Source organism: Bariatricus sp. HCP28S3_A7 (assembly GCF_052066375.1).
Classification (GTDB): domain Bacteria; phylum Bacillota; class Clostridia; order Lachnospirales; family Lachnospiraceae; genus Allocoprococcus.
In genome coordinates this window covers 98,431-123,642 of the sequence record NZ_JBQHSG010000003.1, presented here as the reverse complement: position 1 = coordinate 123,642, position 25,212 = coordinate 98,431, and the positions used below count along the sequence as shown (strand labels likewise).

General features: G+C 43.8%; 28 protein-coding genes. 5 read left to right on the top strand and 23 right to left on the bottom strand.

Annotation, left to right across the window (positions count from 1 at the left end; genetic code table 11):
- Window positions 1–7: 7 nt before the first annotated feature.
- The 10 genes from lepB to ACTNA4_RS03095 form a co-directional block, all read right to left on the bottom strand.
- Window positions 8–586 carry a signal peptidase I gene (gene lepB, locus ACTNA4_RS03140; protein ID WP_427820520.1) on the bottom strand — a complete coding sequence of 193 codons (579 nt, stop codon included), beginning with the start codon at window positions 584–586 and terminating at the stop codon, window positions 8–10.
- A gap of 91 nt (window positions 587–677) precedes the next feature.
- A complete protein-coding gene (rplS, locus tag ACTNA4_RS03135) occupies window positions 678–1,025 on the bottom strand; it encodes a 50S ribosomal protein L19 (RefSeq protein ID WP_427806574.1) in 348 nt (115 codons plus the stop codon).
- Window positions 1,026–1,151: 126 nt separating this feature from the next.
- The gene (locus tag ACTNA4_RS03130; RefSeq protein ID WP_441028580.1) at window positions 1,152–1,874 is read right to left on the bottom strand and encodes an SIR2 family NAD-dependent protein deacylase; all 723 of its coding nucleotides are present in this window, start codon (window positions 1,872–1,874) and stop codon (window positions 1,152–1,154) included.
- A gap of 85 nt (window positions 1,875–1,959) precedes the next feature.
- Entirely contained in the window at window positions 1,960–2,718 is a 759-nt protein-coding gene (gene trmD, locus ACTNA4_RS03125; RefSeq protein WP_427806573.1) for a tRNA (guanosine(37)-N1)-methyltransferase TrmD, read from the bottom strand.
- A 16-nt stretch (window positions 2,719–2,734) separates the two neighbouring features.
- Window positions 2,735–3,250: a ribosome maturation factor RimM gene (rimM, locus tag ACTNA4_RS03120; protein ID WP_441028492.1), complete on the bottom strand. Its 516-nt coding sequence runs from the start codon at window positions 3,248–3,250 to the stop codon at window positions 2,735–2,737.
- Between the two features lie 80 nt (window positions 3,251–3,330).
- Window positions 3,331–3,561: a KH domain-containing protein gene (locus ACTNA4_RS03115; RefSeq protein WP_427806571.1), complete on the bottom strand. Its 231-nt coding sequence runs from the start codon at window positions 3,559–3,561 to the stop codon at window positions 3,331–3,333.
- 23 nt (window positions 3,562–3,584) lie between these two features.
- Entirely contained in the window at window positions 3,585–3,830 is a 246-nt protein-coding gene (gene rpsP / locus ACTNA4_RS03110) for a 30S ribosomal protein S16 (protein WP_427806570.1), read from the bottom strand.
- A 75-nt stretch (window positions 3,831–3,905) separates the two neighbouring features.
- Window positions 3,906–5,267 carry a signal recognition particle protein gene (ffh, locus tag ACTNA4_RS03105; RefSeq protein WP_441028490.1) on the bottom strand — a complete coding sequence of 454 codons (1,362 nt, stop codon included), beginning with the start codon at window positions 5,265–5,267 and terminating at the stop codon, window positions 3,906–3,908.
- 1 nt (window position 5,268) lies between these two features.
- Window positions 5,269–5,613, bottom strand: a complete 345-nt coding sequence (gene ylxM / locus ACTNA4_RS03100; RefSeq protein WP_427806568.1) for a YlxM family DNA-binding protein — start codon at window positions 5,611–5,613, stop codon at window positions 5,269–5,271.
- Window positions 5,614–5,688: 75 nt separating this feature from the next.
- A complete protein-coding gene (locus ACTNA4_RS03095) occupies window positions 5,689–6,600 on the bottom strand; it encodes a S8 family peptidase (RefSeq protein ID WP_441028488.1) in 912 nt (303 codons plus the stop codon).
- Between the two features lie 136 nt (window positions 6,601–6,736).
- Here ACTNA4_RS03095 and ACTNA4_RS03090 point away from each other — a divergent pair, with 136 nt between their 5' ends.
- The gene (locus ACTNA4_RS03090; RefSeq protein WP_427806566.1) at window positions 6,737–6,982 is read left to right on the top strand and encodes a chorion class high-cysteine HCB protein 13; all 246 of its coding nucleotides are present in this window, start codon (window positions 6,737–6,739) and stop codon (window positions 6,980–6,982) included.
- Between the two features lie 56 nt (window positions 6,983–7,038).
- Here the strand turns inward: ACTNA4_RS03090 and ACTNA4_RS03085 are convergent, their stop codons facing one another.
- Entirely contained in the window at window positions 7,039–7,191 is a 153-nt protein-coding gene (locus ACTNA4_RS03085) for a hypothetical protein (protein ID WP_441028486.1), read from the bottom strand.
- Between the two features lie 212 nt (window positions 7,192–7,403).
- Here ACTNA4_RS03085 and ACTNA4_RS03080 point away from each other — a divergent pair, with 212 nt between their 5' ends.
- A complete protein-coding gene (locus tag ACTNA4_RS03080) occupies window positions 7,404–7,970 on the top strand; it encodes a hypothetical protein (protein ID WP_427806618.1) in 567 nt (188 codons plus the stop codon).
- Entirely contained in the window at window positions 7,852–8,121 is a 270-nt protein-coding gene (locus ACTNA4_RS03075) for a hypothetical protein (protein WP_427806564.1), read from the top strand. Before ACTNA4_RS03080 ends, ACTNA4_RS03075 begins: the two co-directional genes overlap by 119 nt.
- 36 nt (window positions 8,122–8,157) lie before the next feature.
- Here ACTNA4_RS03075 and ACTNA4_RS03070 read toward each other — a convergent pair whose 3' ends face one another.
- The 7 genes from ACTNA4_RS03070 to ACTNA4_RS03040 form a co-directional block, all read right to left on the bottom strand.
- Window positions 8,158–8,628, bottom strand: a complete 471-nt coding sequence (locus ACTNA4_RS03070) for an acyl-CoA thioesterase (protein ID WP_427806563.1) — start codon at window positions 8,626–8,628, stop codon at window positions 8,158–8,160.
- Window positions 8,618–9,508, bottom strand: coding sequence for a patatin-like phospholipase family protein (locus ACTNA4_RS03065; RefSeq protein WP_441028484.1), 891 nt, complete (start codon window positions 9,506–9,508; stop codon window positions 8,618–8,620). The genes ACTNA4_RS03070 and ACTNA4_RS03065 overlap by 11 nt, the downstream gene beginning before the upstream one ends.
- Before the next feature lie 44 nt (window positions 9,509–9,552).
- A complete protein-coding gene (locus tag ACTNA4_RS03060) occupies window positions 9,553–11,664 on the bottom strand; it encodes a bifunctional metallophosphatase/5'-nucleotidase (protein WP_441028482.1) in 2,112 nt (703 codons plus the stop codon).
- Between the two features lie 83 nt (window positions 11,665–11,747).
- Window positions 11,748–13,382, bottom strand: coding sequence for a SpoIIE family protein phosphatase (locus tag ACTNA4_RS03055; protein ID WP_441017049.1), 1,635 nt, complete (start codon window positions 13,380–13,382; stop codon window positions 11,748–11,750).
- Window positions 13,379–13,993 carry a hypothetical protein gene (locus ACTNA4_RS03050; protein WP_427806557.1) on the bottom strand — a complete coding sequence of 205 codons (615 nt, stop codon included), beginning with the start codon at window positions 13,991–13,993 and terminating at the stop codon, window positions 13,379–13,381. Before ACTNA4_RS03050 ends, ACTNA4_RS03055 begins: the two co-directional genes overlap by 4 nt.
- 3 nt (window positions 13,994–13,996) lie before the next feature.
- On the bottom strand, window positions 13,997–14,851 hold the full coding sequence (locus tag ACTNA4_RS03045; RefSeq protein ID WP_427806556.1) for a class I SAM-dependent methyltransferase: 855 nt from the start codon (window positions 14,849–14,851) through the stop codon (window positions 13,997–13,999).
- Between the two features lie 16 nt (window positions 14,852–14,867).
- On the bottom strand, window positions 14,868–16,616 hold the full coding sequence (locus ACTNA4_RS03040) for an MATE family efflux transporter (RefSeq protein ID WP_441028480.1): 1,749 nt from the start codon (window positions 16,614–16,616) through the stop codon (window positions 14,868–14,870).
- A 206-nt stretch (window positions 16,617–16,822) separates the two neighbouring features.
- On the opposite strand from ACTNA4_RS03040, the gene ACTNA4_RS03035 reads away from it, so the two are divergent.
- Complete coding sequence (locus ACTNA4_RS03035; protein WP_427806554.1) at window positions 16,823–18,457, top strand: ABC-F family ATP-binding cassette domain-containing protein; 1,635 nt, start codon at window positions 16,823–16,825, stop codon at window positions 18,455–18,457.
- 245 nt (window positions 18,458–18,702) lie between these two features.
- On the opposite strand, the gene ACTNA4_RS03030 is transcribed toward ACTNA4_RS03035, so the two are convergent.
- From ACTNA4_RS03030 to ACTNA4_RS03015, 4 genes are all read right to left on the bottom strand, one after another.
- Window positions 18,703–18,909 (bottom strand): hypothetical protein, encoded by a 207-nt coding sequence (locus ACTNA4_RS03030; RefSeq protein WP_427819832.1) that lies wholly within the window; start codon window positions 18,907–18,909, stop codon window positions 18,703–18,705.
- A gap of 6 nt (window positions 18,910–18,915) precedes the next feature.
- The gene (locus ACTNA4_RS03025; protein ID WP_427819831.1) at window positions 18,916–19,419 is read right to left on the bottom strand and encodes a GNAT family N-acetyltransferase; all 504 of its coding nucleotides are present in this window, start codon (window positions 19,417–19,419) and stop codon (window positions 18,916–18,918) included.
- A 929-nt stretch (window positions 19,420–20,348) separates the two neighbouring features.
- Window positions 20,349–21,839, bottom strand: coding sequence for a UDP-glucose--hexose-1-phosphate uridylyltransferase (galT, locus tag ACTNA4_RS03020; RefSeq protein ID WP_427806552.1), 1,491 nt, complete (start codon window positions 21,837–21,839; stop codon window positions 20,349–20,351).
- 38 nt (window positions 21,840–21,877) lie between these two features.
- A complete protein-coding gene (locus ACTNA4_RS03015) occupies window positions 21,878–23,158 on the bottom strand; it encodes a galactokinase (protein ID WP_427819827.1) in 1,281 nt (426 codons plus the stop codon).
- Between the two features lie 237 nt (window positions 23,159–23,395).
- Between ACTNA4_RS03015 and ACTNA4_RS03010 the strand changes: the two genes are divergently transcribed.
- A complete protein-coding gene (locus tag ACTNA4_RS03010) occupies window positions 23,396–24,394 on the top strand; it encodes a LacI family DNA-binding transcriptional regulator (RefSeq protein WP_441028478.1) in 999 nt (332 codons plus the stop codon).
- Between the two features lie 84 nt (window positions 24,395–24,478).
- Here the strand turns inward: ACTNA4_RS03010 and ACTNA4_RS03005 are convergent, their stop codons facing one another.
- Window positions 24,479–25,111: a histidine phosphatase family protein gene (locus ACTNA4_RS03005; protein ID WP_441028476.1), complete on the bottom strand. Its 633-nt coding sequence runs from the start codon at window positions 25,109–25,111 to the stop codon at window positions 24,479–24,481.
- Window positions 25,112–25,212: the final 101 nt, after the last annotated feature.

The window sequence follows — 25,212 nt, the reverse complement described above, 5'->3', positions numbered from 1 at the left end:
CTTCTTTCTATTCTATCCATCCAAAACGCTTCCCGGGGGTTATGATAAACCATGCCTTTCCCTCGATTTCAGAACGTTTCACATTACCGATTTCAGGCATTCTGCTGTCTGTACTGCTCTCGCGGTTGTCTCCCAGTACGAAGAATTCATCTCCTGCAAGAGTGATTTCTTCAGACGCAAGCCCGGCATCGACAATTGCACTGGTTTCATATTCCTCTTCCAGCTCTTTCCCATTAACGAATATCTTTCCTTCTTCGATTTTCACCGTCTCACCGGGAAGTGCAATGATTCGCTTAATGTATGAATGAAGCATTTCATTTCCGTTCGGTTTGAATACGATCACATCTCCTCTTTTGGGTGTACTTGCGTCGTAGAGAATGCGATTTACCAGAACGATATCCCCGTTCTTAATGATCGGACTCATGGAATCCCCGATGTTGCTGACTCGCTGTCCGAAATACCACACAAATACAAACGCCATAAAACATACGATGATGATCTGCAGAAGCCATTTCAAAGCTCCCGGAACCCATTCAAAACTGGCCCGCCTTTTCGTCTCTTTCCCGAATTGCAAATCTCTGTGCATAGTTCTCCCCTTTTGTAAATATCAGAAATCCTATTCTATAGTGTGAAAAAGGGACAAGTACCCATTTGTATTTGTCCCTCTAAAGCATTTACTATTTTACTAACTCTTTTACTTTTGCTCTCTTACCTACACGATCTCTTAAGTAGTTCAGTTTTGCACGTCTTACTTTACCTTTACGAACAACTTCTACTTTTTCTACGTTTGGTGAGTGCAGCGGCCATGTCTTCTCAACACCGATTCCGTTAGAATTCTTTCTTACTGTAAATGTTTCTCTTGCTCCGCCGCCCTGTCTTTTTAAAACAGTTCCTTCAAAAACCTGAATTCTTTCACGGTTTCCTTCTTTGATTTTACCGTATACTTTTACAGTATCACCAACTCTGAATTCCGGAGCATCTGCTTTTAACTGTGCTGCTTCAATGTTTTTAATAATTTCGTTCATGTGTGACCTCCTTCATATTTTGACGTTCATAAATACGTAATTCGTACCAGAGGACCATCTCTTTCTTCTCACAACATGCTACATTTTACCACAACACAGCAAAGGATGCAAGGGTTTTTTGTGAAATCATAGTGCATTCAACACATTTTTCGGGTCATCACAAATAACCAGGTCTGCGCATCTGTCTTTCAGATGTGGTTCCTTATGAACGACGATAAGTCGGCTTCCGTCAAAGTATTTTACATAATTATGAAATACTTCAGAATCCAGTGTAGTTCCAAGAATCAGAAGAACATCTGCCTTTTCAAGCTCTGTAGCTGTTCTGGCAATCAATTGTCCGTCCAGCATATCTCCGAAAAGCGATACCATGGGCCGGATCACGGATCCACAGCTCTCACATCGAGGAACTTTGACGGTATTTTTTATATAATCGACCGAATAACTTCTTCCGCAGTGCGGGCATTTGTTATCGTAAATATTTCCGTGCAGATTGACGACATTTCTGCATCCTGCACGCCCTGACAGGTTGTAAATATTGCTCGTTACAATACAGTCGATCATTCCGGCTCTTTCAAGTTCTGCCAGTTTTCTCGGAGAATCTCCCGGCTCAATATCCAGGAGCACTTCATTCCTGTAAAATTCAAAAAATTTATCAGGTCTTGTGCTGTAATACCCATCAGAAAAAATGTATTCCGGTGACACACCATATCGGGTTTCGATATCATAAGCTCTCTCCGGCTTTTTGAGCATCATGTACCCTTCCTCTTCCAGAATACCGGAACCACAGAGTGCTACCGTGTATTTACTTTCTTTTAATGCACGTTTCAGACTCTCTATTTTCTGTTCCATCATATAGAGTCCCCCTTTCCAGACACAAAGAATTATACCTGAAAATATTATACCATATGACACTGTTTACAGCCAAGTAGATTATTTATTCGTTTATTTTCTTTTTATCACGTATTTCTCTGGCAATTTTCCACTCATCTTCTGTTAAGAGTGCATGTTTCAGAAGATCCGGTCTCCATTTGGCAGTCCGGATTACGGATTGTTCTCTGCGCCATTTTTCTACGTTTGCATGATGACCGGAAAGGAGGATCGGAGGTACCTGCTTGTCGTGCCATACTTCCGGTCTGGAATACTGCGGATATTCCAGGAGATGATCCTGAAAGCTTTCAAATTCTGCTGACACATCATTGTGAAGGACTCCCGGAATCAGTCTGGATATGGCATCCACCATCATCATAGCGGGGAGCTCGCCTCCGGTCAGAACATAATCGCCTGCCGATACATAATCTGTTACGATCTCTTCCAGAACTCGTTCATCAATTCCTTCATAATGGCCACAGAGAAGGATCAGTTCTTCCTCTTTGGAAAATTCTTCTGCCATGGACTGGTTGAACGGTCTGCCCTGGGGTGATAGATAGACAACGCGCGGTTTCTTGTCATCGGAAGCCCCGATTTCACCGCAGATTGCCTTATAAGTCTGAAAAACCGGTTCTGCCTGCATCAACATTCCCGCACCGCCACCGTAAGGATAATCATCGACACTGTTGTGTTTGTTAAACGCATAATCCCGGATATTCCAGGCTTCAATCTGGAGAATTCCTTTCTCGGCTGCACGTCCGATGATGCTCGTATTCAGACCATTTAATACCATATCCGGAAATAAAGTCATAATGTGAAATCTCATACGTTTTTCTCCTGTCCTATGAAATCAATCCGTCCATCAGATGAATCGTCATTTTATTTTCTTCGGTATTCACATCCAGAATGCAGTCTTTAATCGCAGGGATCAGCACTTCTCCGTGTTCTTTGGTGTCGATCACATACACATCATTGGCGCCCGTCTCCAGGATATCTGTGAGCGTTCCGAATAATTCTCCCTCATCTGTATATACATCCATTTCCAGAATATCAGCCATAAAGTATTCGTCATCTTCCAGTTCTACAGCGTCTTCTCTTGACACCAGAAGGGGCATCTTTCGATATTTTTCTATATCATTTATATTATCGATTCCTTTAAATTTAAGGATTACGAATTGTTTGAAATATTTTACACCTTCGATTGCGAGTTTCCGGTATTCTTTACCGGTATCCAGAACGACTTCTTTCAAGTCTTCAAAGCGTGACGGATCGTCGGTTGTCGGAAACACCTTTACTTCTCCGCGTATACCATGGGTCGAGGTGATGACGCCTACTTGTAAATATTCATTTTGCTGCATCGTTTTCTCCCTTGCTTTCATGTTGATTACGAAAAGAAAACGCAGATAAAACCTTACCTGCGTTCATTTTCTTACGGTTATTATTGCATAATTTCAACTACAACTTTTTTGTCTTCTTTTGCCGCAGCTGCTTTAACAACGGAACGGATTGCTTTTGCAATACGGCCTTGCTTACCGATTACCTTGCCCATATCATTGTCGGATACATGCACTTCGATAACGGTTGTCTTGCCTTCCTGTTTCTCGGTAACTACAACGCCTTCCGGATTGTCCACAAGTGCTTTCGTAATTACTTCTACTAAATTTTTCATCACTCGCACCTCCGCGAAGCAGCCTATTTCTCAATACCTGCTGCTTTAAAAATCTTTCCAACTACTTCTGTAGGCTGAGCACCGTTGTTTAACCATTTCTTAGCTGCTTCTTCATCTACCTTGAATACGCTCGGATCCTGATTCGGATCATAAGTTCCGATTTCTTCGATGAACTTTCCGTCTCTTGGAGATCTTGCATCAGCTACAACGATTCTATAGAAAGGAGCCTTCTTCTGTCCCATTCTTTTTAATCTGATTTTTACTGCCATTTTATGTCACCTCCTGAATTATTTTCTAATATTGTGTATATAAACGCACAAGGCGTATATATCTTCTGATAACGGCTAGAACGGCATTCTGAATTTGCCTCGTTTTCCGCCTTTTCCTCCCATCATTCCCGGGAACTGTTTCATCATTTTGCGCATCTGGTCAAACTGCTTGACTGTGCGATTTACTTCGGCAATGTCCACACCTGCTCCGGCTGCAATTCTTCGCTTTCTGGAAGGATTCAAAAGATCCGGGTTGCTTCTCTCTGCAGGAGTCATAGAGTAAATGATTGCCTCCACACGGGCCATTTTACGCTCCGCTTCGTCGGAATCGATATCCGGCATCTTTCCTTTGCCGCCCATCGCTCCCAGTCCCGGAAGCATGCTCATTACATTTCCGAAACCGCCCATCTTACGCATCTGTTTCATACTTTCCAGATAATCATCAAAATCGAACTGTGCCTTCTTGAGCTTCTCGGTCATCTTCTTGGCCTGGTCTTCATCGATTTCCAGACCTGCCTTTTCAATCAGGCTTAGCACATCGCCCATACCAAGTATACGTGATGCCATTCGATCCGGGTAAAACTGTTCCAGATCTGAAAGTTTCTCACCCATGCCGACATAGAGAATCGGACATCCGGTCACGGCTTTAATAGAAAGCGCCGCACCGCCACGGGTATCACCGTCGAGCTTCGTAACGATCACACCGTCGATCCCGATCTGTTTATTGAACTGATCCGCTACATTGACGGCATCCTGACCGGTCATCGCATCCACAACCAGAATACTCTGATGCACTTCCACGGTTTTCTTGATCTCCTGAAGCTCCGCCATCATATCTTCGTCTACATGAAGACGTCCGGCTGTATCCAGAATAATCAGATTGTTGCCGTTCTTCGCTGCATGTTCCAACGCAGCCTTGGCAATGTTCGCAGGTTTCTGATTCTCGCCCATGGAAAAAACTTCCACGCCTTGCTTTTCCCCGTTGATCTGCAGCTGCTTGATCGCAGCAGGACGATAAACATCGCATGCGACCAGAAGTGGTTTCTTGCCCTTGAGTTTGAACTTACCGGCGAGCTTTGCCGCCGTTGTCGTCTTACCAGCACCCTGAAGACCTGCCATCATAATGACTGTCTTCGCGCTGCCCGGCTGGAGCTTGATCTCGGTTGTCTCGGATCCCATCAGATTTACCAGTTCTTCATTTACGATCTTGATCACCATCTGCCCCGGGTTCAGGCCATTCATCACGTCCTGTCCTACTGCACGTTCCTGAACATCTTTCACGAATTTCTTTACCACTTTGAAATTCACATCCGCCTCAAGGAGCGCCATCTTCACTTCTCTGAGTGCGGTCTTGACATCGTCTTCCGTAAGACGACCTTTGCTTCTCAGGTTCTTGAATACATTTTGAAGTTTTTCAGTTAAGCTGTCAAATGCCATATCATAACTCCTCTATAATCTCGCCTGAGAGCTTTCTGACTTTCTGTATCAGTTCAGCCTCATTCTGATCCTCGTAATCTTCCAGTAATAAATTGATTTCATGAACTTTCTGTTTGATAAACATGAACTTCTCCACAAGATGCAGCTTTTCTTCATAACCTTCCAGTGTCTTGTTACAACGCTTGATCATATCATGCACACCCTGGCGGCTGATCCCTGCATCCTTCGCAATCTCACTCAGCGAATAATCTTCCAGAACAACCTGTTCATAGATCTCCTTTTGGTGATCCGTCAGAAGTTCACCGTAAAAATCATATAATAATGTTTGCTTCAGAATTTCATCCATCACTTATCACCTCGGATATCATATAATATTTCCGTTTTGGTGTCAAGTGTTTTTTCTTGACAATCTAAAATTTTTTTACGTAAGTAATTTGGTTATATTGATCTGCCCGTGTCCTTGTCTGTTTTCCGGAAGTCCCAGATCATCACAGCTGTCCCAAAGACGCAATTTCACTTCAGTGTTCTTCATGTCCGGATATTTTTCCAGAAGAAGCGCAACACTTCCGGAAACAACCGGAGTTGCCATGGAAGTACCGCTTTTTTTGAGATAAGGCATTCGACTGTACACCGGATAGCGGTAATTGCAGGAATAGATCCCGTTTCCGGGTGCTGTGATATCCGGTTTTTTGACACATTCTTCGGTTGGTCCACAGCCGGAATAAAGGAGAGCCTGCTGAGGAACTTCCTTAGAAAATGACTGTCCCAGGCAAGAACCAACCGTAATTACTTTGCGGCTGATTCCGGGAAGGGTGATGCTGCAGGTGTCCGGCCCCAGATTTCCGGCTGCGGTGACAACAACCAATCCTGCGTCCCATAACCGATCTACCCAGGACACTAGTTCTGCTTCATCTGCATTTCCCGGATGCGGTGCTGTTCCGATGGAAATGTTGACGATCCTTATTCGATACCGGTTTCGTTCTCTTAAGATATATTGGATACCTTCAATCACATGAGCGATTCTTCCGTCTCCTTTACTGTTCAACACTTTCACTGCCATGATTCCGGATTCCGGCGCGATTCCCGATATGGTCTTCCGGCTGCTCCGCCCATCTCCGGACAGGATTCCGGATACATGTGTGCCGTGTCCATTATCATCGTACGGCTTTTCTCTATTATGAACCATATCTTTCCAGGCAATCATATGATCCTTCAGGTCAGGATGAGGTGCAATACCGGTATCCAGGATTGCGATATTGATCCCTTTCCCGGTCAGGTTTCCTGAAATTGTATCCTGACACCAGTAATGTACATTTCTTTTCAGGCTATACATACATCGATTTCCTCGAGTCATTCTTTCTTTAATATAGAATATTCAAACACGTCAAAAAATGTTTGTTTTCTTCGAAACACTGGCAAGCCTTGATACATATGATAAAGTGTAAAGAAACCTGTTGGAGGGTATAAACATGAGTGACTTAAGTGCAACAAACTGCGGCTGTGGCTGCGAAAATTCAGCTTCTACGTTCGGATGTAACAGAGGTGGAATCTCTTCCTGCCTTCTGATCATCATTCTTCTCTTCTGCTGCGGCGGATGCGGATTCGGAAGCGGACGTTCAGATGACTGCGGAAACAACAGTTGTCTTTGGATCATCTTGATTCTTCTTTTCTGCTGTAACGGAAACAACAACTGGGACTGTGGCTGCGGATGCTAGACTAAGATAAAACTATAAGGGATGCCTTAATATGGCATCCCTTATATTACGTGTACTCATTTTGTTAAGTTTCTTACATTCTTTTGCTTTTTTGGATTTTCTTCTCTTTTTTGTTGTTCTTTTTCTCGTCTCTTTCTTTCCTTTTGCCTCAAACACTCTTCATCTATTTCATAAATGGAATTGCCATCAATCATGATTTTGGAATACATATTATTCTGTCCTTTCTTTCTTTAGTATCAGTATATGCTGAATTACTATGATGCTCTTTTCACAAGAAATACTTCTATTTTATTGTAACTATACATAATCTCTCTCCATATATTCGTAAAATCGCCGACGAATCGGCTTATCTTTTTTTAAGAGGTTCTGAAAAGCTACTTTTTATCATATATATTGATAACGTTGTATCCGGGGAGTGAATATGGAAAAAAAGCCGCCTCTTAAAATGACACCATTTGACTTGATGGTCACAACAGAGTTGCTGCAGACCATGAAGCTTATGATTCCCTATCTTCCGCCGGATTTACAGCGTATGGCTGGTATTTATGCCAAACTCAGTGAACTACAGAATGCCATTTACTATTTCCAACCTCCTTATTATGATAGCCGCAGAAGGCGGCTGCGGCAAAAAAAGCTGGATATCCATACTCTTATGGATGATCTAAGACCTTATCTGACCAAGGAGGCCTGTGAAATGTTTGATAATATGGAACAGGCAGTGGAAATGATGCAGATGATGCAGTCTGTAAATATGGAAGAAATGATGCAGTCTTCCGGAATGTCAGACATGGCAGATATGATGGGAATGATGAATGCGTTCCAGGCAGAAAGGAAGGATTCAAATGGACGAATGGATGAACGATCCTGCAATGAAGAAACTCGATCCGGTGAAACTGGAACTGATCAAAGCTGCAGTGATGCAGACTCAGGGAAAAAGCGGGAAAGCGCTGGTTCCGGTGATGATGACACTCATAACAGGAGCGAATAAAAAGGGCATCCGGTTCACGCAGGAGGAAATCGCATTGATACTTGATCTCCTAAAAGAAGGAAAGTCACAGGAGGAGAGAATGCAGATCGACCGGATGGTTCAGATGATTCAGATGATGCAGAAAAACGGGGGCCCTCCGGAAAGGCACTAAAAAAAGGTCCAGTGGACCTTTTTTTATGCATGACAATTAAAACCCTTCCTGACGCCGAAAGATCCGCATCTCTCTGCGTTTTTTCGCGCTCTCCCATTCCATTTGCTCAGACGGACTCTCAATGAGCAAACCCGGGACCTCGGTTGGCTGATCATTTTTATCCAGAGCAACGATCGTAAGGTATGCACGGTTGATCGGATGTCTTGTTCCGTCAATATCTTCTCTATAAGTATCTACACGTATTTCCATGGATGTCCGTCCTGCAAATGTTATTTTACCAATAAGAACCAGTACGTCGTTCTGATACGCACTCATGATAAAATTCAGATTATCTACAGAAGCTGTGGTTACCCCGGTATGAGAATGACGCTTTGCAACAAGGCAGGCAACCTCGTCAATCCACTGCATCAGGACACCACCGAACAGCCTCCCTACAGAATTCAGATGCTGTGGGCGCACAATATGGATCGTTTCTACGATAGAATCTGAGATTTTCTTATTCGTCATCTTTCCGATCCCCGTCTTCCATTACTTCTCCCAGGTATTCCAGCATATCAGGAAGCATTTCTCTCATCAACGTATAACCATGTTCATAGAAAGCAGCCAGTTTATCCTGATCCTTTTCAAGACGTGATACCGGCTTCATCTGAGGCCGAAGGACAAAAATATCTCCTTTTTCTTCCAGTTTATCAATATATTCCATCGTCTGGTTATAGCGTTTGGCTCTGAGGATGCAGGTCCGTACCGCTTCCGGATATTTGCTGTACATCTTTTTGTAGACACGTGCGAGGCCCTTAGATACCGGCTTTTTACGATATCCTTTCGGCCGTGTCAAGATCAGAACATTCTTCTTTATCCCCTGTTTCTGCATATGGAGGATCGGTACAGAGTCCGCAAGACCTCCGTCTAAATATGGAACTCCGTCCAGTGTGACAATCGGACAAACAAGTGGCATACTGCTGCTGGCCCGGCATAATTTCATCAGTCTTTCACGATCACTTTCTTCGGTCCTGTATTCTGCTTTTCCTGTAACACAATTTGTTATTACGATCTCACATTTTATATCGGATTCGAAAAAAGTATCGAAATCAAACGGTATCAGTTCATTCGGAAATTTATTGAAGATCATATCCATATCCAGGACACTCCTCTCCTTTACGAATCCCTTCAGTCCATAGTAAAAATTGTAATCTTTTCCCTGGTGGATCATACAGTCCTTCGTTCGTCCGATCTGTTTTGACACATAATCGACCGCATTGCAGGAACCCGCAGAGACACCAACCACATTCGAAAAATATAGATCCTGTTCCATCAGGTAATCCAGTGCTCCGGATGTAAATACTCCTCTCGTCGCGCCGCCTTCTAATACTAATCCTGCCTGAATCAAGAAATCGCCCCTTTCAAATTATACTAAATTCATTTGATCAAGGACTATGATACCATACTTTTTTTCTTTCGAAAAGCCACAATCGTCATTGCTGAAAGAAGAAGCATCGCGCCGAATACTCCCGCGTGATTCTCATCACCTGTTTTAGGGCTGGCAGCGGAAGCCTGGGTATCCGTCTTTTCCTTTTCGGACGGATTTGCAGAAGGATTCTTTGCCTTGCATACGGTACAGATACCGTCTTTATATGTATGAGACGTCTTCAAAATCGGTTCTCCGCTTTCGATTAACTCGCCACAATTCTTACAGTACACATCTCCGGTATATCCTTCTTCTGTGCAGCTTGCATCTTTTTGATCCCGTATTTCAGTATCGGTATGCTGACATTTCTCTGCCGGAATCATAGCCTGGTTAGAAAGAGTCTTGGCAATGGCTTCTTCATCCTGCTCAAAGAAGGATACCAGTGCCTCGTCACATGCACGGAACTGACCGGTTTCTTCGGCAGTTGCCAATGAGTCATAATAATTGGATGCGGAGGCATAATTATTCGTTGCAACCGTATAAAGCTTTTCAAGATCCAGCGGTTCACCCTGAACTTTGGCACTTACGACTCTGCTGCCTGCCGGTTGTGACAGATCATACTCCACGGTTACACCGCCAAACTGAAGATAATTCCCGCTGGATGACGGCCATGCACTGTCATCTCCTCTTTCGTATGCCTCAATACACTGAACCTGGATGTCAAGCGAAGTCTCAAACACGTCAAGAAGCTGCGCACCTGTGAGCTTCTTTGTTACAATATAGTTTCCATAAGGGCTGACACCGATGATATCCCCATAAGTTACATCACCGGCTTTTATGGAAGCTCGGATACCGCCTGCATTTTCAAAAGCTACATCGGCTCCGGTCTCCAGCAGATAAGCATCTGCCACGACTCTTCCCAGATTCGTTTCTCCGATTCTCAGATTGTACCAGTCTCCGTCCAGATATTCCGGTGTCTGTCCCACTACCGTGTTGAGGATTTCTTCCTGTTCATCGTTGATCTCATTCAATAGGGCTGTCATTTCCGGATCCCTCGCATAGGCTTCAGCATCTTTCTCATTGAGGACGGTGTGTGTCAGCTCAAATCCGCTGAATTCGTTATTTTCATCGGTAAAGCATTCCAGTTCGATAAGACTGACGTTTTGCAGGTAGTAACCACTCTCGATCACATATGCAGTTCCTCCGTCCGGTGTTGTCACGGTCTCGTCCAGATTGATATGTTCATGTCCGCAAAGCCAGATATCCACTCCGTCCACCTGGCCTGCAAGTTCCTCCGGACCCAGTGTGTGGGTCAGCCCGATGACAATATCACATCCGAGATCTTCCTTCAGATGTCTTGCGCTTTCTTTCGCATATGCGACCTGATCTGTAAAGGTAAGACCTTCTACATTGGATGGAGTCGTAGAAGTGTAAAGCTGCGGATCTATGGTACCAAAAACCCCATACTTTACGCTTGGTCCATCCGATAAATCAGACTCATATACCGCATATTCATCTTCGAAAAATGATTCGCCGCTGTCTGTTACGACATTGCCGCAAAGCATTTCAATGTCAGCCATTTCCGCCAGCTCTTTCAACCTGTCTTTTCCGTAGCTCCAATCATGATTGCCCGCTGTCATCAGATCGTATCCCAGTGCTTTTGTAATTTTCGCTATGGATTCGCCTTTTGACAGCGTTGCGATCGGCTGTCCGTGAAAAAGATCTCCCGAATCGATCACGGTGCTCATTGCGGCATCTGAAGTCCAGCTGTCAATAATCGTCTTAAGGCGTTCTACACCGATTCCTTCACTTGAGTCGGTCACTCGTGCATGAATGTCATTCGTGTGTACAATCTTGATGATGATGTTATCATCCGGATCCGGAGTGATCGTTCCGGGATGATCGGTACCCGGATCTTCTTTCCCCGGATCCACAGGATCTTCCTCTATGAGTTCATTTACACTTACCCGGTTCCACAGAACATCATAGTCATTATTAAATAATATCAGGCCATATACATAGAAATAATCGCTGTAAACGACACCGTCCGCATAATAGACTTTGGTATCCGATAACTTTTTGGATGCTGTCAAAGACCAGGTGTCCGATGTCTTTTCCCAACCAAAATCGTCACACATAGTAGTGCCAGTAGTCTCTTTTTCATCGTTTCCTCCTTATTCTCAGGCCGAATATAACTGTTTATGACCATTCTGAAGCATTTTTATTGACTGTTTCCTGCCGGTCCCCGATAATACAGGCCAAGCATTGTGATATCGTCAAACTGAGGTGCATCTCCGACAAACGAATCAATATCTGCTTTCACAGCAGGAAGCTGCTCTTCTGGTATTGCATGAGGATTTATGTTCAGTGCGGCCAGCATCCGTTCTGTTCCGTAAAGCTCCTGATTCGCATTGGTCGCTTCGACCACACCATCCGTATATACATACAGGCCGTCGCCCTGTTTAAGCTGAAGCTCATACTCACGGTATCTGGCACCTTCCATTCCGGCCAGAACAAAACCATGTTTATCTTTCACGAGTTCATAACATCCTCCGGCATGGCGGATTGCCGGATATTCATGGCCTGCATTTGCACAGACAATCTTTCCTGTGGAAATCTGCAGAATTCCAATCCATACTGTAACGAACATTTCTGCATCATTATTTTCACAGAGCTGGTTGTTCACCTTTTCCAGAATTTCTTTTGGTGAAGCGCCGGTCTGTGCACTATTCTTCAGCAAAGTCTTGGCAATGACCATGAAAAGTGCTGCCGGAACTCCTTTGCCGGACACATCAGCAATGACAAGAGCAAGATGGTCCTCATCCACAAGGAAGAAATCATAAAAATCTCCCCCGACTTCTTTTGCCGGCTGCATCGTGGCATAGACATCAAATTCAGGGCGATCCGGGAACGCAGGGAAAATGCATGGAAGCATGCTCGCCTGAATCTGGGTAGCCACACTCAGTTCTGCACCGATCCGTTCCTTTTCAGCTGTAACTTTGGCAAGATTATCGATATAGATTTCCAGTTCTTCAAGCATATAATTGAATGAGTGACCGAGATCTTCGATTTCATCCCCGGTCTTCATTTCAAAATGTTGCCTGTTAAACTCTCCGGATTCTATGATCTTTTTGGTAAATAGAGCGAGTTTACTTACCGGCTTTGTAATACTGTTGCGTACAAATACGACGTAAAGCATGATTACAACAACGATATTCAGAAAAGCGATCAGCAGCATCTTATAAAGGAAAGAATTCAGTTCCCCACGTACCTTCTGCATATCAAGGATATATTGGATCTCCGCAATCGCATTTCCATTCTCATCCAGAACCGGAGAAACGGAAGTATAGTTGTATCCATAAGAGTTATCTGTTATGACCGGTGTGTCTGTTCCCTTATTCTCTGAATAGAGATCCCAGATCAGTTCATATTTCTCCAGGTCCTTTTCATCCTGAGCTGCATCCGTATACAGAATATCGGAACCATATGGAATCTGATTTGCCGGATCATCTCCCATTTCTTCCACCATTGCATCTATGTAAAATGTCACGCTGTCCTCATCCGGAACCACCAGAGACAAATAAGTAATCTCACCGTCTTCCTTTAACTGATTGAAAAGCGCTTCCGTTTCTCGATATGCTTCTGTCTCATCGCCGTTTTCACCGATTATATCCCGGACATCATCCACTGAAAGCATCGTAGCAATACTTTCACTTCCTACCGTCACCTGTTTCGCATACATTTCTTCTAATGATTTTTTTGACGTTTCATAGCTGAAAAAAGAGATCGTTACAGTTAAGACGGCTCCCATTGCCCCAAGGGATAGTATAAATTTAGGCAACAGCTTCATTTTCATAGTGCATCCTCCTTTGTGAGTGGTTTATAGTATACCGCCGCGTCGCATTTGCATCGTCCTGCGCAATACGGGCAGATTAAATCCGGAAGATCATACCAGACTTTATGCGCATCGCTGAGATAACAGAAATCCAGTTTTTCAAGTGATGCGCGAAGCGGGACTCTTTTCCCGATCTTCCAGCATACAATAAATGCAGTATCTGCCATGAGCTCTGCAAGATTTTTGAGGCTGAACTCCAATAAAGAAACAGAGAGTCCTTTCCCGCGGAAAGCATCCGCGACACCAATTGACTGAATGTTTCCGATTACCCCTTCCTTATTTGAACAAACTGCTGCGATTTGATCCTCCGGCAGTCTGGCACGTGTCGATAATTCCTTTATGACAGTGGTAAAAAAATAAATATATCCCGCCGCTTTCCCGTCTGACGTAAGAAGAAGATAAAAAAAATGATTTTTACGTTGAATTGCAGAAGCAAGTTCTTTCCTTGGATATAGGTTTACACCCACGCACCGGTCACAGAGCGTGACAGCCATATCCAAATCTTCTTCCTGTAGCTCTTTTAAATAGAATCGTTCTTTTTCCGGTCCCTTTCCGACTAAAATATTTTCCATCTACTACCTCCTGGTACAAGATACGATCAGAAGTCCCATGGAAATCTTTGCATTTTTCTGACAAACAGATTGTTTTAAAGTCTCATAATGAAGATCCATCCATGTTTTCCATTCTTTATATTGGGGATTCTCCGGGTTCTGCTCGCATAAAATATCCAGATCCTGCGGGAGATAGGAAAAAAAGGTTTCAAAAATATCCTGTTTTTTAGCAAGTTCTTCCGGTTTACAGGAGATTGCTTCCTGTTCTATAATTATATCTTGGTACCCGCTTGATGCAAGCAGCTTTGGAAGATCATATCCACAGGTTCTGTTTCCGGCCAGCGGATCACTGGATAGAATTTCCAGAAACGTTCCCAACAGATCCTCTTCATCCGGAACAAGCCTGGATGTGCGATCACTTGGTTCGACAATGACCACCCTCCCATCCTCGGCAAGAAATTGCTGAAGGATAACAAGTAGCTTTTGGGGATTGGCAAGATGCATCAGTACGAAAGAAAGATAGATCACATCAAATGCCTCAATCTTTCTGGTTTTCATTACATCAGTGAGGATCTGTGCAAAATCACGTTCTTCCACATCGCACCGGCAAAAAGTAAAATGATCATTCCCATGAAGGCAAACTGCCCTTGCAGCCAGATCTTCGAGATATTCAAGTCCGATTACCTGTACACCGGGAAAATCCGAAAACAGGTTTACTGTTTTGTGACCATCATTGCAGCCGATATCCAGAATCCGGACATCGGATTTACCGGAAAGAATCCGTCGCAAAACCGGAAGCTCATACTCTCTGAGCAGTCTGTTCTGTACGGTTAGTCTGTGCAGTTCCTGGTCATCCTGAAATACAAAATTACAATTCACAATTCCATTCTCCAAATCATATTATTAAGTATAAATAGTTAAAAATAAGTTTTCGCTGATAATAATAGTATTTTGCTTTTTTTGTGATCAGTTTTAATACACCATTATCAATCTCATCCCCGCTGGAATCAAAGGGGTTATATGTATGGACATTATCCCGTATACGAATGATATATTCGTCTTCGTTCTCCAGCAGCTTAATGGCAACATAACGTTTTTCACCTTTTTCCCTGAGTCCGAACTTAATGATGTTGAGTAGAAGTTCTTCGGCAATAAAATGAATAAAAAACGATTGTTTCGGGCTGATTTTCCATTCCTCACAAACGGAATCCAGATCTGAAGAAATGTGTTCCACACTCTCGGCATGGATTGGATAATTATTTTCAAAGACATGTCCCACTACATGATATTTTTCGGTTATATAAGGATAAGAACTTTGATATTTATGTACGATTGCAACAAAAAGCGTGCCGATTCCTTCCACCAACACATAAGTAAGAGCAAGTCCTTTGATCTGCCATCTGGCAATCAACAGACTTCCAAAAATCAGCATCAGAAGAAAATTGCGCAATGTGGACATGGCACCTGCCAGCTTCGCCCGTCCGATTGCCTGCCAGAAGGCCGTTGCTACCATATTGATCCCTGTGAAAATAATGCTGAATGCAAATATCCGGATTGCCGATTCTGCATATGGCACCGCCGCCAGATCCAGGCCGAAAAAGCCGGCCAAATTTTTCGCAAACAGGATACAGATTATTCCGAAAATTCCTCCCGCGATCACAGCTGCTTTCATACCCTGACGCAGGATCGCAATCATGCTTTCGCTGTCCCGCTCGCCTGCAAAAATAGAGGTCACGACTGCCAGCGCATTACCGGCCCCGTCAAATACTGCGAACGGTGCCATGCTGATGGTATAGATCACTCCGAATACCGCTACCTGCAAAACGCCTTGTTCCTTGCCATATAATAATAGAAGCATATTAAAAACAAGCATGATAAGTCCCTGGAAAATATATGCCGACCCCACACCAAATCCGTTAACAACAAAATTGCGGAGTTCCTTCATTCTCGGAGTAACAAGTCCCAACCGGAGCAAGGACTGCTTTTTCAAGAAATGGGACATCAGTACGATAAGACCAAGTCCTTCTGCAATACATAAAGAAGAAGATGCTCCTATAATTCCCCGGTTCAGCACCTTCATAAACAGAATATCCAAGGTCAGATTCGTCAAGATCACGACTGCGGAAGCTGATGCTGCAAGTTTCGGGTCACCGTCTGTCCGCACGGAAACAGAAAGAATATGATACATGATAAAAACCGGTGCAGAACAAAATACCACAATCAAATATTGTTCGGCGAGAGAATACAACTCTCCTCCTGCCCCCAAAAACCCCAACAGCTCCTTTCGAAGGAGAACTGCAGGAATCAGACAGCAGATACTGATGCCAAGCCCAATTGCAAGTACAGAATGAAAAGCCCGGTTTGCTTTTTCAACATCGGAGGAACCAAGCAGGCGCCCTATGTATACGTTGGCACCCACTCCAAGTGTCAGCCCAAACAATGCGTATGCCAGAAAGACCGGAGTAGAAAGATTTGTCACGGCGAGCCCCTGGCTTCCGACCAGATTTCCGACCAGAAGTGCATCAACGAAGGTCGATATCGTCATTCCAAGTGAAGAGCAGATCCCCCATAAAAGGAAATTCCAGTATGCACTTTTCGCAAATTTCAGATCTACCATTTCTTTGGAGTATGTCATAATATTCATTTCCTCCGAACGTTTACTTTTTCTATAATCTTATCATATTGGTTTAGAAATGGAAACGTTTTTTTGCAACAGAAGAAAGTCATTTTCCTCTTTCACGGTATATGAACAATCTGCATGAATTAACTTGCGTTATTCATCAAGGCATGTTACGATTATGCGAGGACTACCTAAAATCAGATATTTTTATATGAAGGAGATTAAACTTTATGATAAGCACAAGTAATGTAACGCTCCGTGTCGGGAAAAAGGCATTGTTTGAAGATGTAAATATTAAATTTACGGAAGGAAACTGCTATGGCCTGATTGGAGCGAACGGAGCCGGAAAGTCAACCTTTTTGAAAATTCTTTCCGGACAGCTTGAACCGACTTCCGGGGAAGTAATCATTTCACCGGGGGATCGTCTGTCATTCCTGCAGCAGGACCACTTTAAATATGACCAGTATCCGGTTCTGGACACAGTCATTATGGGAAATGCGCGCCTTTATGAGATAATGAAGGAAAAGGAAGTCATCTATGCAAAAGAAGATTTTACCGATGAAGACGGAATCAAAGCAAGCGAGCTGGAGGCCGAATTTGCCACGCTGAACGGGTGGGAGGCAGAATCCGATGCAGCTACACTTCTGAATGGACTTGGTATTGAGACAGAGCTTCATTATACTTTGATGAAGGATTTGACCGGTGCACAGAAGGTCAAAGTACTTCTTGCGCAAGCCCTGTTCGGATCACCGGATATTCTGCTTCTGGACGAGCCGACCAACCATTTAGACCTGGATGCGATCGCATGGCTGGAAGAATTCCTGATCAACTTTGATAATACTGTGATTGTTGTATCCCACGACCGTTATTTCCTGAATAAAGTCTGTACACAGATTGCAGACATTGATTATGGAAAGATTCAGCTTTATGCCGGAAACTATGATTTCTGGTATGAATCCAGTCAGCTTTTGATTCGTCAGATGAAAGAAGCGAACAAGAAAAAGGAAGAAAAAATCAAAGAATTACAGGAATTCATTTCCCGATTCAGCGCCAACGCTTCCAAATCCCGTCAGGCGACTTCCAGAAAGCGCGCGTTGGAGAAGATTCAGCTTGAAGAGATCCGCCCTTCCAGCCGCAAATATCCTTATATCGATTTCAAGCCAAATCGTGAGATCGGAAATGAAGTGCTTACAGTCGACGGAATTTCCAAGACAATTGACGGTGTGAAAATTCTGGACAATATTTCTTTCACACTCAATCATGACGATAAAGTCGCATTTGTCGGTGGAAATGAATTTGCTAAAACGGTACTCTTCCAGATCCTGATCGGAGAAATGGAACCGGATGAGGGAACCTATAAATGGGGTGTTACCACTTCGCAGGCGTATTTCCCGAAAGACAGCGGGAAAGAATTCGACAACGATGACACTATCGTGGAATGGCTGACACAGTATTCCGAAGTCAAGGATGTGACCTATGTACGCGGCTTCCTCGGAAGAATGCTTTTTGCCGGTGAAGACGGTGTCAAGAAAGTTAAAGTGCTCTCCGGAGGCGAGAAAGTGCGCTGTCTGCTTTCGAAAATGATGATTTCCGGTGCGAATGTCCTGATTCTGGACGAGCCGACTGACCACCTGGATATGGAAGCAATTACCGCACTCAACAACGGAATGAAAAAATTCCCGGGAGTACTGCTCTTCGCTTCCCGTGACCACCAGATCGTCGAGACTACCGCAAACCGTATTATGGAAATTATGCCGGGAGGTAAGATGATCGATAAGATCACGACTTATGATGAATACCTTGCAAGCGATGAGATGGCGAGAAAACGTCAGACTTATACGGCTTCGGGGGATGATGAAGATTAGAGGGGATTTGGACTAAGGGACGCCCCGCCCACCTGTCCCATCTATACCTGGACACGCTTTCGCTCGGGAAAAAACGCAGCGGTACTATGATGCCAGGACGCCGCATTTTGTGCGGCTTCTGCCATCAAGTGCCGGCGTTTTTTACGGTCCTGGCATAGATGGGACAGGTGGGCGGGGCTGACTAGTTCAAAGACGGGAGTATGATAGCTGAAATACCATTCAATATAACGGAGTAATACGGATTTTTATTTTGTGTGATTGTATTCTCTCCTTTTTCGGCTGGTAAGTTTGATTCCTTCATTGATGACAGCAATCAGGCAAACGGCAAATAATTCGTGTATCGGTATTTTCTGGCTGGCAGATGCCGATTCAAATACTCGGTGCAGCACAACAGTATGATCAATGGTCTCACGCCGTTTATCTGGGTGTTTGAATGGAATTTCTTTGTCCATACTATTCTATCTCAGTTTCCCCAAAATACAGAGATCATAAATACTCCCATCCTTCACAACGGCCTGTTTCATCGTGCCTTCCATTGCAAATCCATTTTTCTCAAGGACTTTTTTGGATGCATTGTTTGGATTATATACCAGCCCGGTGATCCGCAAAATATCAAGCTCATCAAAAGCAATTTGACATATTTGCCGGACTGCCTCTGTCATAATTCCTTTTGACCAGTATTCCGTCAGTAGAAAATATCCAATTTCCGCATCTTTGCAGAAAACGTCATCTTTCCTTTCAACCGAAATGTTTCCAACGATTTTATCATCCACAGAAATGGAACGAAAAATACCATTTGAACCTTCGTTTTCTTCCACCATACCCAGCCACCATTTTGCATTATCTTCCGTATATGGGAAAGGCAACCGGTTTGAAAGATACGTTCTGCTTACTGCATTACAAATAGATACCAGATCATCTGAATCCTCGATAGACCATTTTTTCAATTCCAGCTTCATCATACGCTCTTCCTCCAAATTGAGTAGATATTTTCCTACCATTATGCTCTTTTCGATCTGCTTTTTCAATATTCATTTTACATATCAATCACTTTTGTCGCAATTTTATTCCGAAACCGAGCATCATGTTCCACAATAAGCATAGTCGGACGAAATGTATCAAACGTCGATTATCTTCTCATCTTTTCACCTCTCTCTTTCAAATTCTCTCAAATTAATTGTAATTATACACTCCGTCTCTACAGATTACAATACTAATATAGCATCTCGAAAATAACTGGACGTTATACTAGAAGTAATAAAGCACCCGTCATAATCCCTATACCGATCACAACGATAAAACCTCCGCCTATCTGCTCCAACAATCGCCCGGGCTCAGACAACTCCGGATTATTATATTTCCACCGGCTCAGGAAAAAATGAACTCCATCCGGATTCAAAATAGTCACAATCCCTAATACATACACAAGAACACCCAAAAACGCAATATACGGTCTTGATATCGTATCCTCATTTCCAAAACGGACATCACAAATCGCCTGAAACTCAAATTATTAACTATTACATGTTGAACATGCTTTTTCTATCATCAACCAAACATCCCTGCTTATACCGTACTTAATTCATATTTTCTTCTAAAAGTACGTAATAATTATCATTCACAACTTATCATCTTAATATTTTCCCAGGATAAGCCGTAAGGCGCCATCCGTCCCTCAAACAACCTTACTCCTAAAGTTTTGCAAAGCACAGCCCCGCCCAATCCCATGTTGTATTCCGGACCGTAAAAAACGCCGGCACTTGATGGCAGGAGTCGCCGGGCAGGCGACAACCTGGCATCATAGTACCGCTGCGTTTTTTCCCGAGCGCAAGCGTGTCCGGAATACAATATGGAATTGGGCGGGGCGTCCCTTTACAAACTAATTCCCCTCTTACAAACTACTTACAAACCGATCAAATGCCTTCTGTCCATCCTCTGTCTGCTTATAAACTCCGGCGTCTTCCAGCACCTGACTGAATACCTTACCAATCTCTTCATGAAGAATATCCATAATATTTCCTTCATTCACCTCGCTGTAATTCGGAAGGAATTCCTCAACCCAGTCAGCATGCTTCTCCAGCATTTCATCTGCACGGATATCGCTTCCTGCAAGGATCGCTTTGGCAAGCTCTTCCATTTCCTGTTTCAGTCTCGCCGGGAGTACGGCAAGTCCCATCACTTCGATCAAGCCGATATTCTCTTTCTTGATATGATGAAGTTTTGCATGTGGATGGTATACACCCAGCGGGTGCTCTTCTGTCGTGATGTTGTTCCTTAGAACCAGATCCAGCTCGAACTGTCCGTTTCTCATACGTGCGATCGGAGTAATCGTATTGTGCGGTTCTCCGTCAGTCTCAGCGAAGATAAATGCTTCTTCGTCTGTATATCCTCTCCAGACTTCCAGGATGTGGGCTGCCGCTTTGATGAGGCGCTCTTTTTCACGGCTCTGAAGACGGATAACGGACATCGGCCATTTTACAATTCCTGCATGGACGTCTTCGAATCCCGGAATCGTACATTCTCTTACAACCGGAGCTTTTGCCATGGCAAATTCATGATTGCCGCCCTGGAAATGATCGTGGCTTAAGATGGATCCTCCTACGATCGGGAGGTCAGCATTGGAACCAACGAAATAATGTGGGAACTGTGTTACGAAATCAAGGAGTTTTGCAAATGTAGCTTCCTCAATCTTCATCGGTACATGCTCGCCGTTAAATACGATACAGTGTTCATTGTAATACACATATGGTGAATACTGGAATCCCCAGTTTTTGTCGTCGATTACAACCGGAATAATTCTGTGGTTCTGGCGGGCCGGATGGTTTACACGGCCTGCATAACCTTCATTTTCTTTACAGAGAAGGCATTTCGGATATCCGCTCTGTTTCGCCGTCTTTGCCGCAGCGATTGCTTTCGGATCCTTTTCCGGTTTTGATAGATTGATGGTGATCTCAAGTTCACCATATTCTGTGGAAGTAAGCCATTTCTGATCCTTTTTGATACGGTATCTTCTGATGTAATCACTGTCCTGACTTAATTTATAGAAATAATCAGTCGCGCATTTTGGTCCTTCCTGATAGAGTTCATTGAAATTTGCAATTACAGTACTTGGAGCCGGAACCAGTTTTCCCATAATCTTTGTATCGAACAGATCACGGTAAACAACAGAATCTTCGATCATACCCCGGCTTACTGCGTAATCGGTGATCTCTTTCAGAATGTCCTCAAGTTCCACTTCTTCCGGGATCTGTTCCGGTTTCTCATACTCGGACAGATTGAGTGCTTCCAACACCTGGTTTGTAACGTAAATCTCATCTTCTGCCGCTACCAGTCCTGTTGTTCTACCATACTGCATCAGTTTCGCAACCGCTTCATAAATCATTTCTTTTTCTTCCTTTCCAACTTCTTTATGCTGAATTATTACATTACTTTCATTCCGCCGTATTTACGCACTTTCAGTACATGACATGCGCCCTCTCCGAATACGGCATCCAGTGCTGCGCGGTAAGTTTCCACGAAATCATTCTGTACAAAAGCCTGAATCGTTCCGGCGAATCCGCCTCCGTGTACACGACATACTCCGTGATCTTTCAGAGTCATTTCGCTGACTGCAAGTGCAATGGACATGCTCTGATTCTGTACGTCCTTGTTGGTATAAATGTTCTGCAGATACTTAAAAGATGAATCGCCGGACTGTTTGATCATTTTCAGGAAGCCTTCGAAATCTCCGTTATTTAGTGCGTTTACCTGATCTGCCACTCTGTCATTATCTTCGAAAAAATGCAGCGCACGAAGCACCGGGCGGTCTCCTGTCTTCTCGCGAAGTGCAGCAATATTTGCATAGAAATCTGCTTTTGGAACTTCACGAAGGAATTCTTTTCCGAAGAATTCTGCAACGAGCTTCATTTCTTCCGGAATCTTTGCATAGTCATCGGTAAGATCGTGATGAGATCCCTTTGTGTCAACGATGCAAAGGCTGTATTTGTGTTCTTCAAAGTCAACATTTACTTTCTCTACGATCGGTTTTGCCGGATCTGCGAAATCAATGTGGATCAGTCCGCCGACTGCACATGCTGTCTGATCCATCAGTCCGCAAGGTTTTCCAAAGTATACGTTCTCTGCATACTGTCCCACCTGCGCGATTTCAACCATGCTGATCACCATATCGTTATATAATCCGGAAATGATGGTGCCGATGATCGTCTCAAATGCTGCGGAGGAAGACATTCCGGCACCGTTCAGCACATCGCTTGTCACATACGCGTTAAATCCGCCGACTTTATATCCTCTTTCACTCAGTCCGGCAAGCACACCGCGGATCAGACCGGCTGAAGTGCTTTCTTCCTCCGGACGTTTTTCCAGCTCGTCAGCACAAAGTTCGATCATTCCGTAACCGTCTGAGTAAATGTTCACGCTGGAATCCTCGTTCTTATTTACGATCGCGATGGCATCCAGATTAATTGAAGTTGCCAGAACCATGCCGTGCTGATGATCGGTATGATTGCCGCCTACTTCGCTTCGTCCCGGAGCACTGTAGATTTCTACTTCCTGTTCTCCGAAGATCTTCACATATTCGCCAAGCGCTCTCACATAGCGTTCTTCCTGATATCCAATCACTCCCTCGTCTACGTAAATATCTCTTAACAGTTCTCTGCAAGCTCCGGCTTTCATTTCTTCCACAATCTGATTGATTTGTCTCATGACGTTCCCTCCGTTTATTTCGTACATTTTTGATTAACTAAATCATACAACATATTTAGTAAATATTCAATATAAATTTACTAAAATTTATGCACAAATTTACTGTTTGATTTTTGTGTAAAGTGAAGGATAAGTACGGAAATATCCTTTTGTACGCAATCTTTATCTTTCATTTTCCATTTGAGTTTGATATAATAGTAAAATATAGTAAACTTGCAAATATCAAGGGGGACTTTTATGGCAACCATTAAAGATATCGCTGCAGCGGCAAATGTTTCGGCAGCGGCTGTTTCCAGGATTTTAAATAATGACGAGACACTCAACGTCTCACCGGAGACACGTCAGAAGGTTCTGGATACTGCCAATAAGATGCATTATGTTAAAAGAAATCGCGTTTCCGTGAAGACGGCGTTCACCATGGGGATCGTCCAGTGGTTTTCTTCCCAGCAGGAACTTGAGGACAGCTACTATCTCCTGATCCGCCAGGGAATCGAGGACTACTGCATTTCACATAATATACAGGTGGTAAGAACATATAAGAGTGATGTCAATTATTTTGACGCGTTAAAAGACGTAGATTGCATTATTTGTATCGGCAAATTCAGTAAAACAGAAGTTGAATCTCTGGTAAACTTAAATCCAAAGATTCTGTTTCTTGATATGCCGGTTAAAAATTCGGATATCTCCACAATCATGATCGATTTTGAACATGCGGTAAAGCTTGTGATGGATTATTTGACCGGACTTGGTCACAAGGAAATCGGTTTCCTGACCGGCAAGGAATATGTCAGCCCTGAACAGCTTTATCCGGATTACCGCAAAAAGGTGTTCGTGAGCTATTGTGAGGAGCATCAGATTCATTATAAACCATATCTCAGGGAGGGATTATTCCGAATTGATTCCGGCTATGAGATGACCTGTGATTTGATCCGAAGCAAAACGCTTCCGACGGCGATTTTTGCAGCCAGCGATCCTATCGCCATGGGTGCGATCAAGGCACTTACGGAATACGGATACCGAATACCGGACGACATCTCGGTGATTGGATTTGATGATATCAGCATCGCCGAATTTACGATGCCGCCGCTCACAACGATCCATGCGCCTGCTTATAATATGGGACATTACGGTGCGTCGATTCTGCACCATATCATCCGGCAGCAGTCCGGTACTGCGATGAAGATCCAGCTCCCCTGCTCTCTCGCGGTAAGGGAATCCTGCGCCGCCCCTGAATAAATAGAAAAAACCGGAAGAGAATGTAAAATAATACATGCTCTCCCGGTTTTCTCTCCCGGTTTTATTTATTCCTAAGTTTTTCTTTTACCAGTCTGCAACCTCTTCCCGGTAATATGTAACAGCCTCTTCCAGTATATGAGCCTTGCCGTCTTTTACTTCCACAACGGTAACTGCACAGTTTTTATGGACTCCGCTGCCCCAGAATTGTTCGATTGGCGCTTTCTTGATCAGACGCAGCATACCACATAAAGCCGCACCATGCGTGGAGACGAGAATCGTTTTATCTGCAAGCTCTTTCTTATGAAAGATCTCTTCCAGAAATGCATGCAGCCGTTCAGAAAGCTGTTCGAAGGACTCTCCTCCCTGCGGAGGGTCATATTTCTCCGGTGCCAGAAAGAAATTTCGAAATGCCGGATCCGGAATATTATAATCATGTCCTTTACAGATCAATCCTTCATATTCACCAAATCCCATCTCCATAATCCTTGTGTCTTCGATCATCGGGATCTTCCGGTCCCCGATCACAAGTTCTGCCGTTTCCTTTGCCCGAAGAAGCGGACTCGTATAGACCACCTCAAAGGGAACGTTCTGAAGTGCCGGCGCTGTTTCGCGGGCAAGCTTTCGTCCGAAGTCATTGAGGGGAATATCCACCTGTCCCTGAAGTCTTCGTGTCTTGTTCCAGTCGGTCTCACCATGCCGTATTAAATAGAGTTTCATTTTTATGCCTCCTGACTCTCTTTTGTTCTCTGTTCGCCTACTTGTTATTTTTATCATTCCACGTTATAATTGAATACAAAATGATGTATATGGAGGAAATG

What these genes read in the sequence shown, in the direction of transcription:
- ACTNA4_RS03030 (WP_427819832.1), bottom strand. Translation starts at nt 18,909, where the DNA reads ATGGACAAAGAAATTCCATTCAAACACCCAGATAAACGGCGTGAGACC.
- ffh (WP_441028490.1), bottom strand. Translation starts at nt 5,267, where the DNA reads ATGGCATTTGACAGCTTAACTGAAAAACTTCAAAATGTATTCAAGAAC.
- ACTNA4_RS03015 (WP_427819827.1), bottom strand. Translation starts at nt 23,158, where the DNA reads ATGAGACAAATCAATCAGATTGTGGAAGAAATGAAAGCCGGAGCTTGC.
- ACTNA4_RS03010 (WP_441028478.1), top strand. Translation starts at nt 23,396, where the DNA reads ATGGCAACCATTAAAGATATCGCTGCAGCGGCAAATGTTTCGGCAGCG.
- ACTNA4_RS03115 (WP_427806571.1), bottom strand. Translation starts at nt 3,561, where the DNA reads ATGAAAAATTTAGTAGAAGTAATTACGAAAGCACTTGTGGACAATCCG.
- ACTNA4_RS03095 (WP_441028488.1), bottom strand. Translation starts at nt 6,600, where the DNA reads ATGTATAGCCTGAAAAGAAATGTACATTACTGGTGTCAGGATACAATT.
- rpsP (WP_427806570.1), bottom strand. Translation starts at nt 3,830, where the DNA reads ATGGCAGTAAAAATCAGATTAAAAAGAATGGGACAGAAGAAGGCTCCT.
- ACTNA4_RS03050 (WP_427806557.1), bottom strand. Translation starts at nt 13,993, where the DNA reads ATGGAAAATATTTTAGTCGGAAAGGGACCGGAAAAAGAACGATTCTAT.
- ACTNA4_RS03025 (WP_427819831.1), bottom strand. Translation starts at nt 19,419, where the DNA reads ATGATGAAGCTGGAATTGAAAAAATGGTCTATCGAGGATTCAGATGAT.
- ylxM (WP_427806568.1), bottom strand. Translation starts at nt 5,613, where the DNA reads ATGGATGAAATTCTGAAGCAAACATTATTATATGATTTTTACGGTGAA.
- ACTNA4_RS03070 (WP_427806563.1), bottom strand. Translation starts at nt 8,628, where the DNA reads ATGACGAATAAGAAAATCTCAGATTCTATCGTAGAAACGATCCATATT.
- rplS (WP_427806574.1), bottom strand. Translation starts at nt 1,025, where the DNA reads ATGAACGAAATTATTAAAAACATTGAAGCAGCACAGTTAAAAGCAGAT.
- ACTNA4_RS03040 (WP_441028480.1), bottom strand. Translation starts at nt 16,616, where the DNA reads ATGAATATTATGACATACTCCAAAGAAATGGTAGATCTGAAATTTGCG.
- ACTNA4_RS03060 (WP_441028482.1), bottom strand. Translation starts at nt 11,664, where the DNA reads ATGTGTGACGATTTTGGTTGGGAAAAGACATCGGACACCTGGTCTTTG.
- ACTNA4_RS03090 (WP_427806566.1), top strand. Translation starts at nt 6,737, where the DNA reads ATGAGTGACTTAAGTGCAACAAACTGCGGCTGTGGCTGCGAAAATTCA.
- galT (WP_427806552.1), bottom strand. Translation starts at nt 21,839, where the DNA reads ATGATTTATGAAGCGGTTGCGAAACTGATGCAGTATGGTAGAACAACA.
- ACTNA4_RS03055 (WP_441017049.1), bottom strand. Translation starts at nt 13,382, where the DNA reads ATGAAAATGAAGCTGTTGCCTAAATTTATACTATCCCTTGGGGCAATG.
- lepB (WP_427820520.1), bottom strand. Translation starts at nt 586, where the DNA reads ATGCACAGAGATTTGCAATTCGGGAAAGAGACGAAAAGGCGGGCCAGT.
- ACTNA4_RS03075 (WP_427806564.1), top strand. Translation starts at nt 7,852, where the DNA reads ATGAAGAAACTCGATCCGGTGAAACTGGAACTGATCAAAGCTGCAGTG.
- trmD (WP_427806573.1), bottom strand. Translation starts at nt 2,718, where the DNA reads ATGAGATTTCACATTATGACTTTATTTCCGGATATGGTATTAAATGGT.
- ACTNA4_RS03080 (WP_427806618.1), top strand. Translation starts at nt 7,404, where the DNA reads ATGGAAAAAAAGCCGCCTCTTAAAATGACACCATTTGACTTGATGGTC.
- ACTNA4_RS03035 (WP_427806554.1), top strand. Translation starts at nt 16,823, where the DNA reads ATGATAAGCACAAGTAATGTAACGCTCCGTGTCGGGAAAAAGGCATTG.
- ACTNA4_RS03130 (WP_441028580.1), bottom strand. Translation starts at nt 1,874, where the DNA reads ATGGAACAGAAAATAGAGAGTCTGAAACGTGCATTAAAAGAAAGTAAA.
- ACTNA4_RS03005 (WP_441028476.1), bottom strand. Translation starts at nt 25,111, where the DNA reads ATGAAACTCTATTTAATACGGCATGGTGAGACCGACTGGAACAAGACA.
- rimM (WP_441028492.1), bottom strand. Translation starts at nt 3,250, where the DNA reads ATGCAGCAAAATGAATATTTACAAGTAGGCGTCATCACCTCGACCCAT.
- ACTNA4_RS03085 (WP_441028486.1), bottom strand. Translation starts at nt 7,191, where the DNA reads ATGTATTCCAAAATCATGATTGATGGCAATTCCATTTATGAAATAGAT.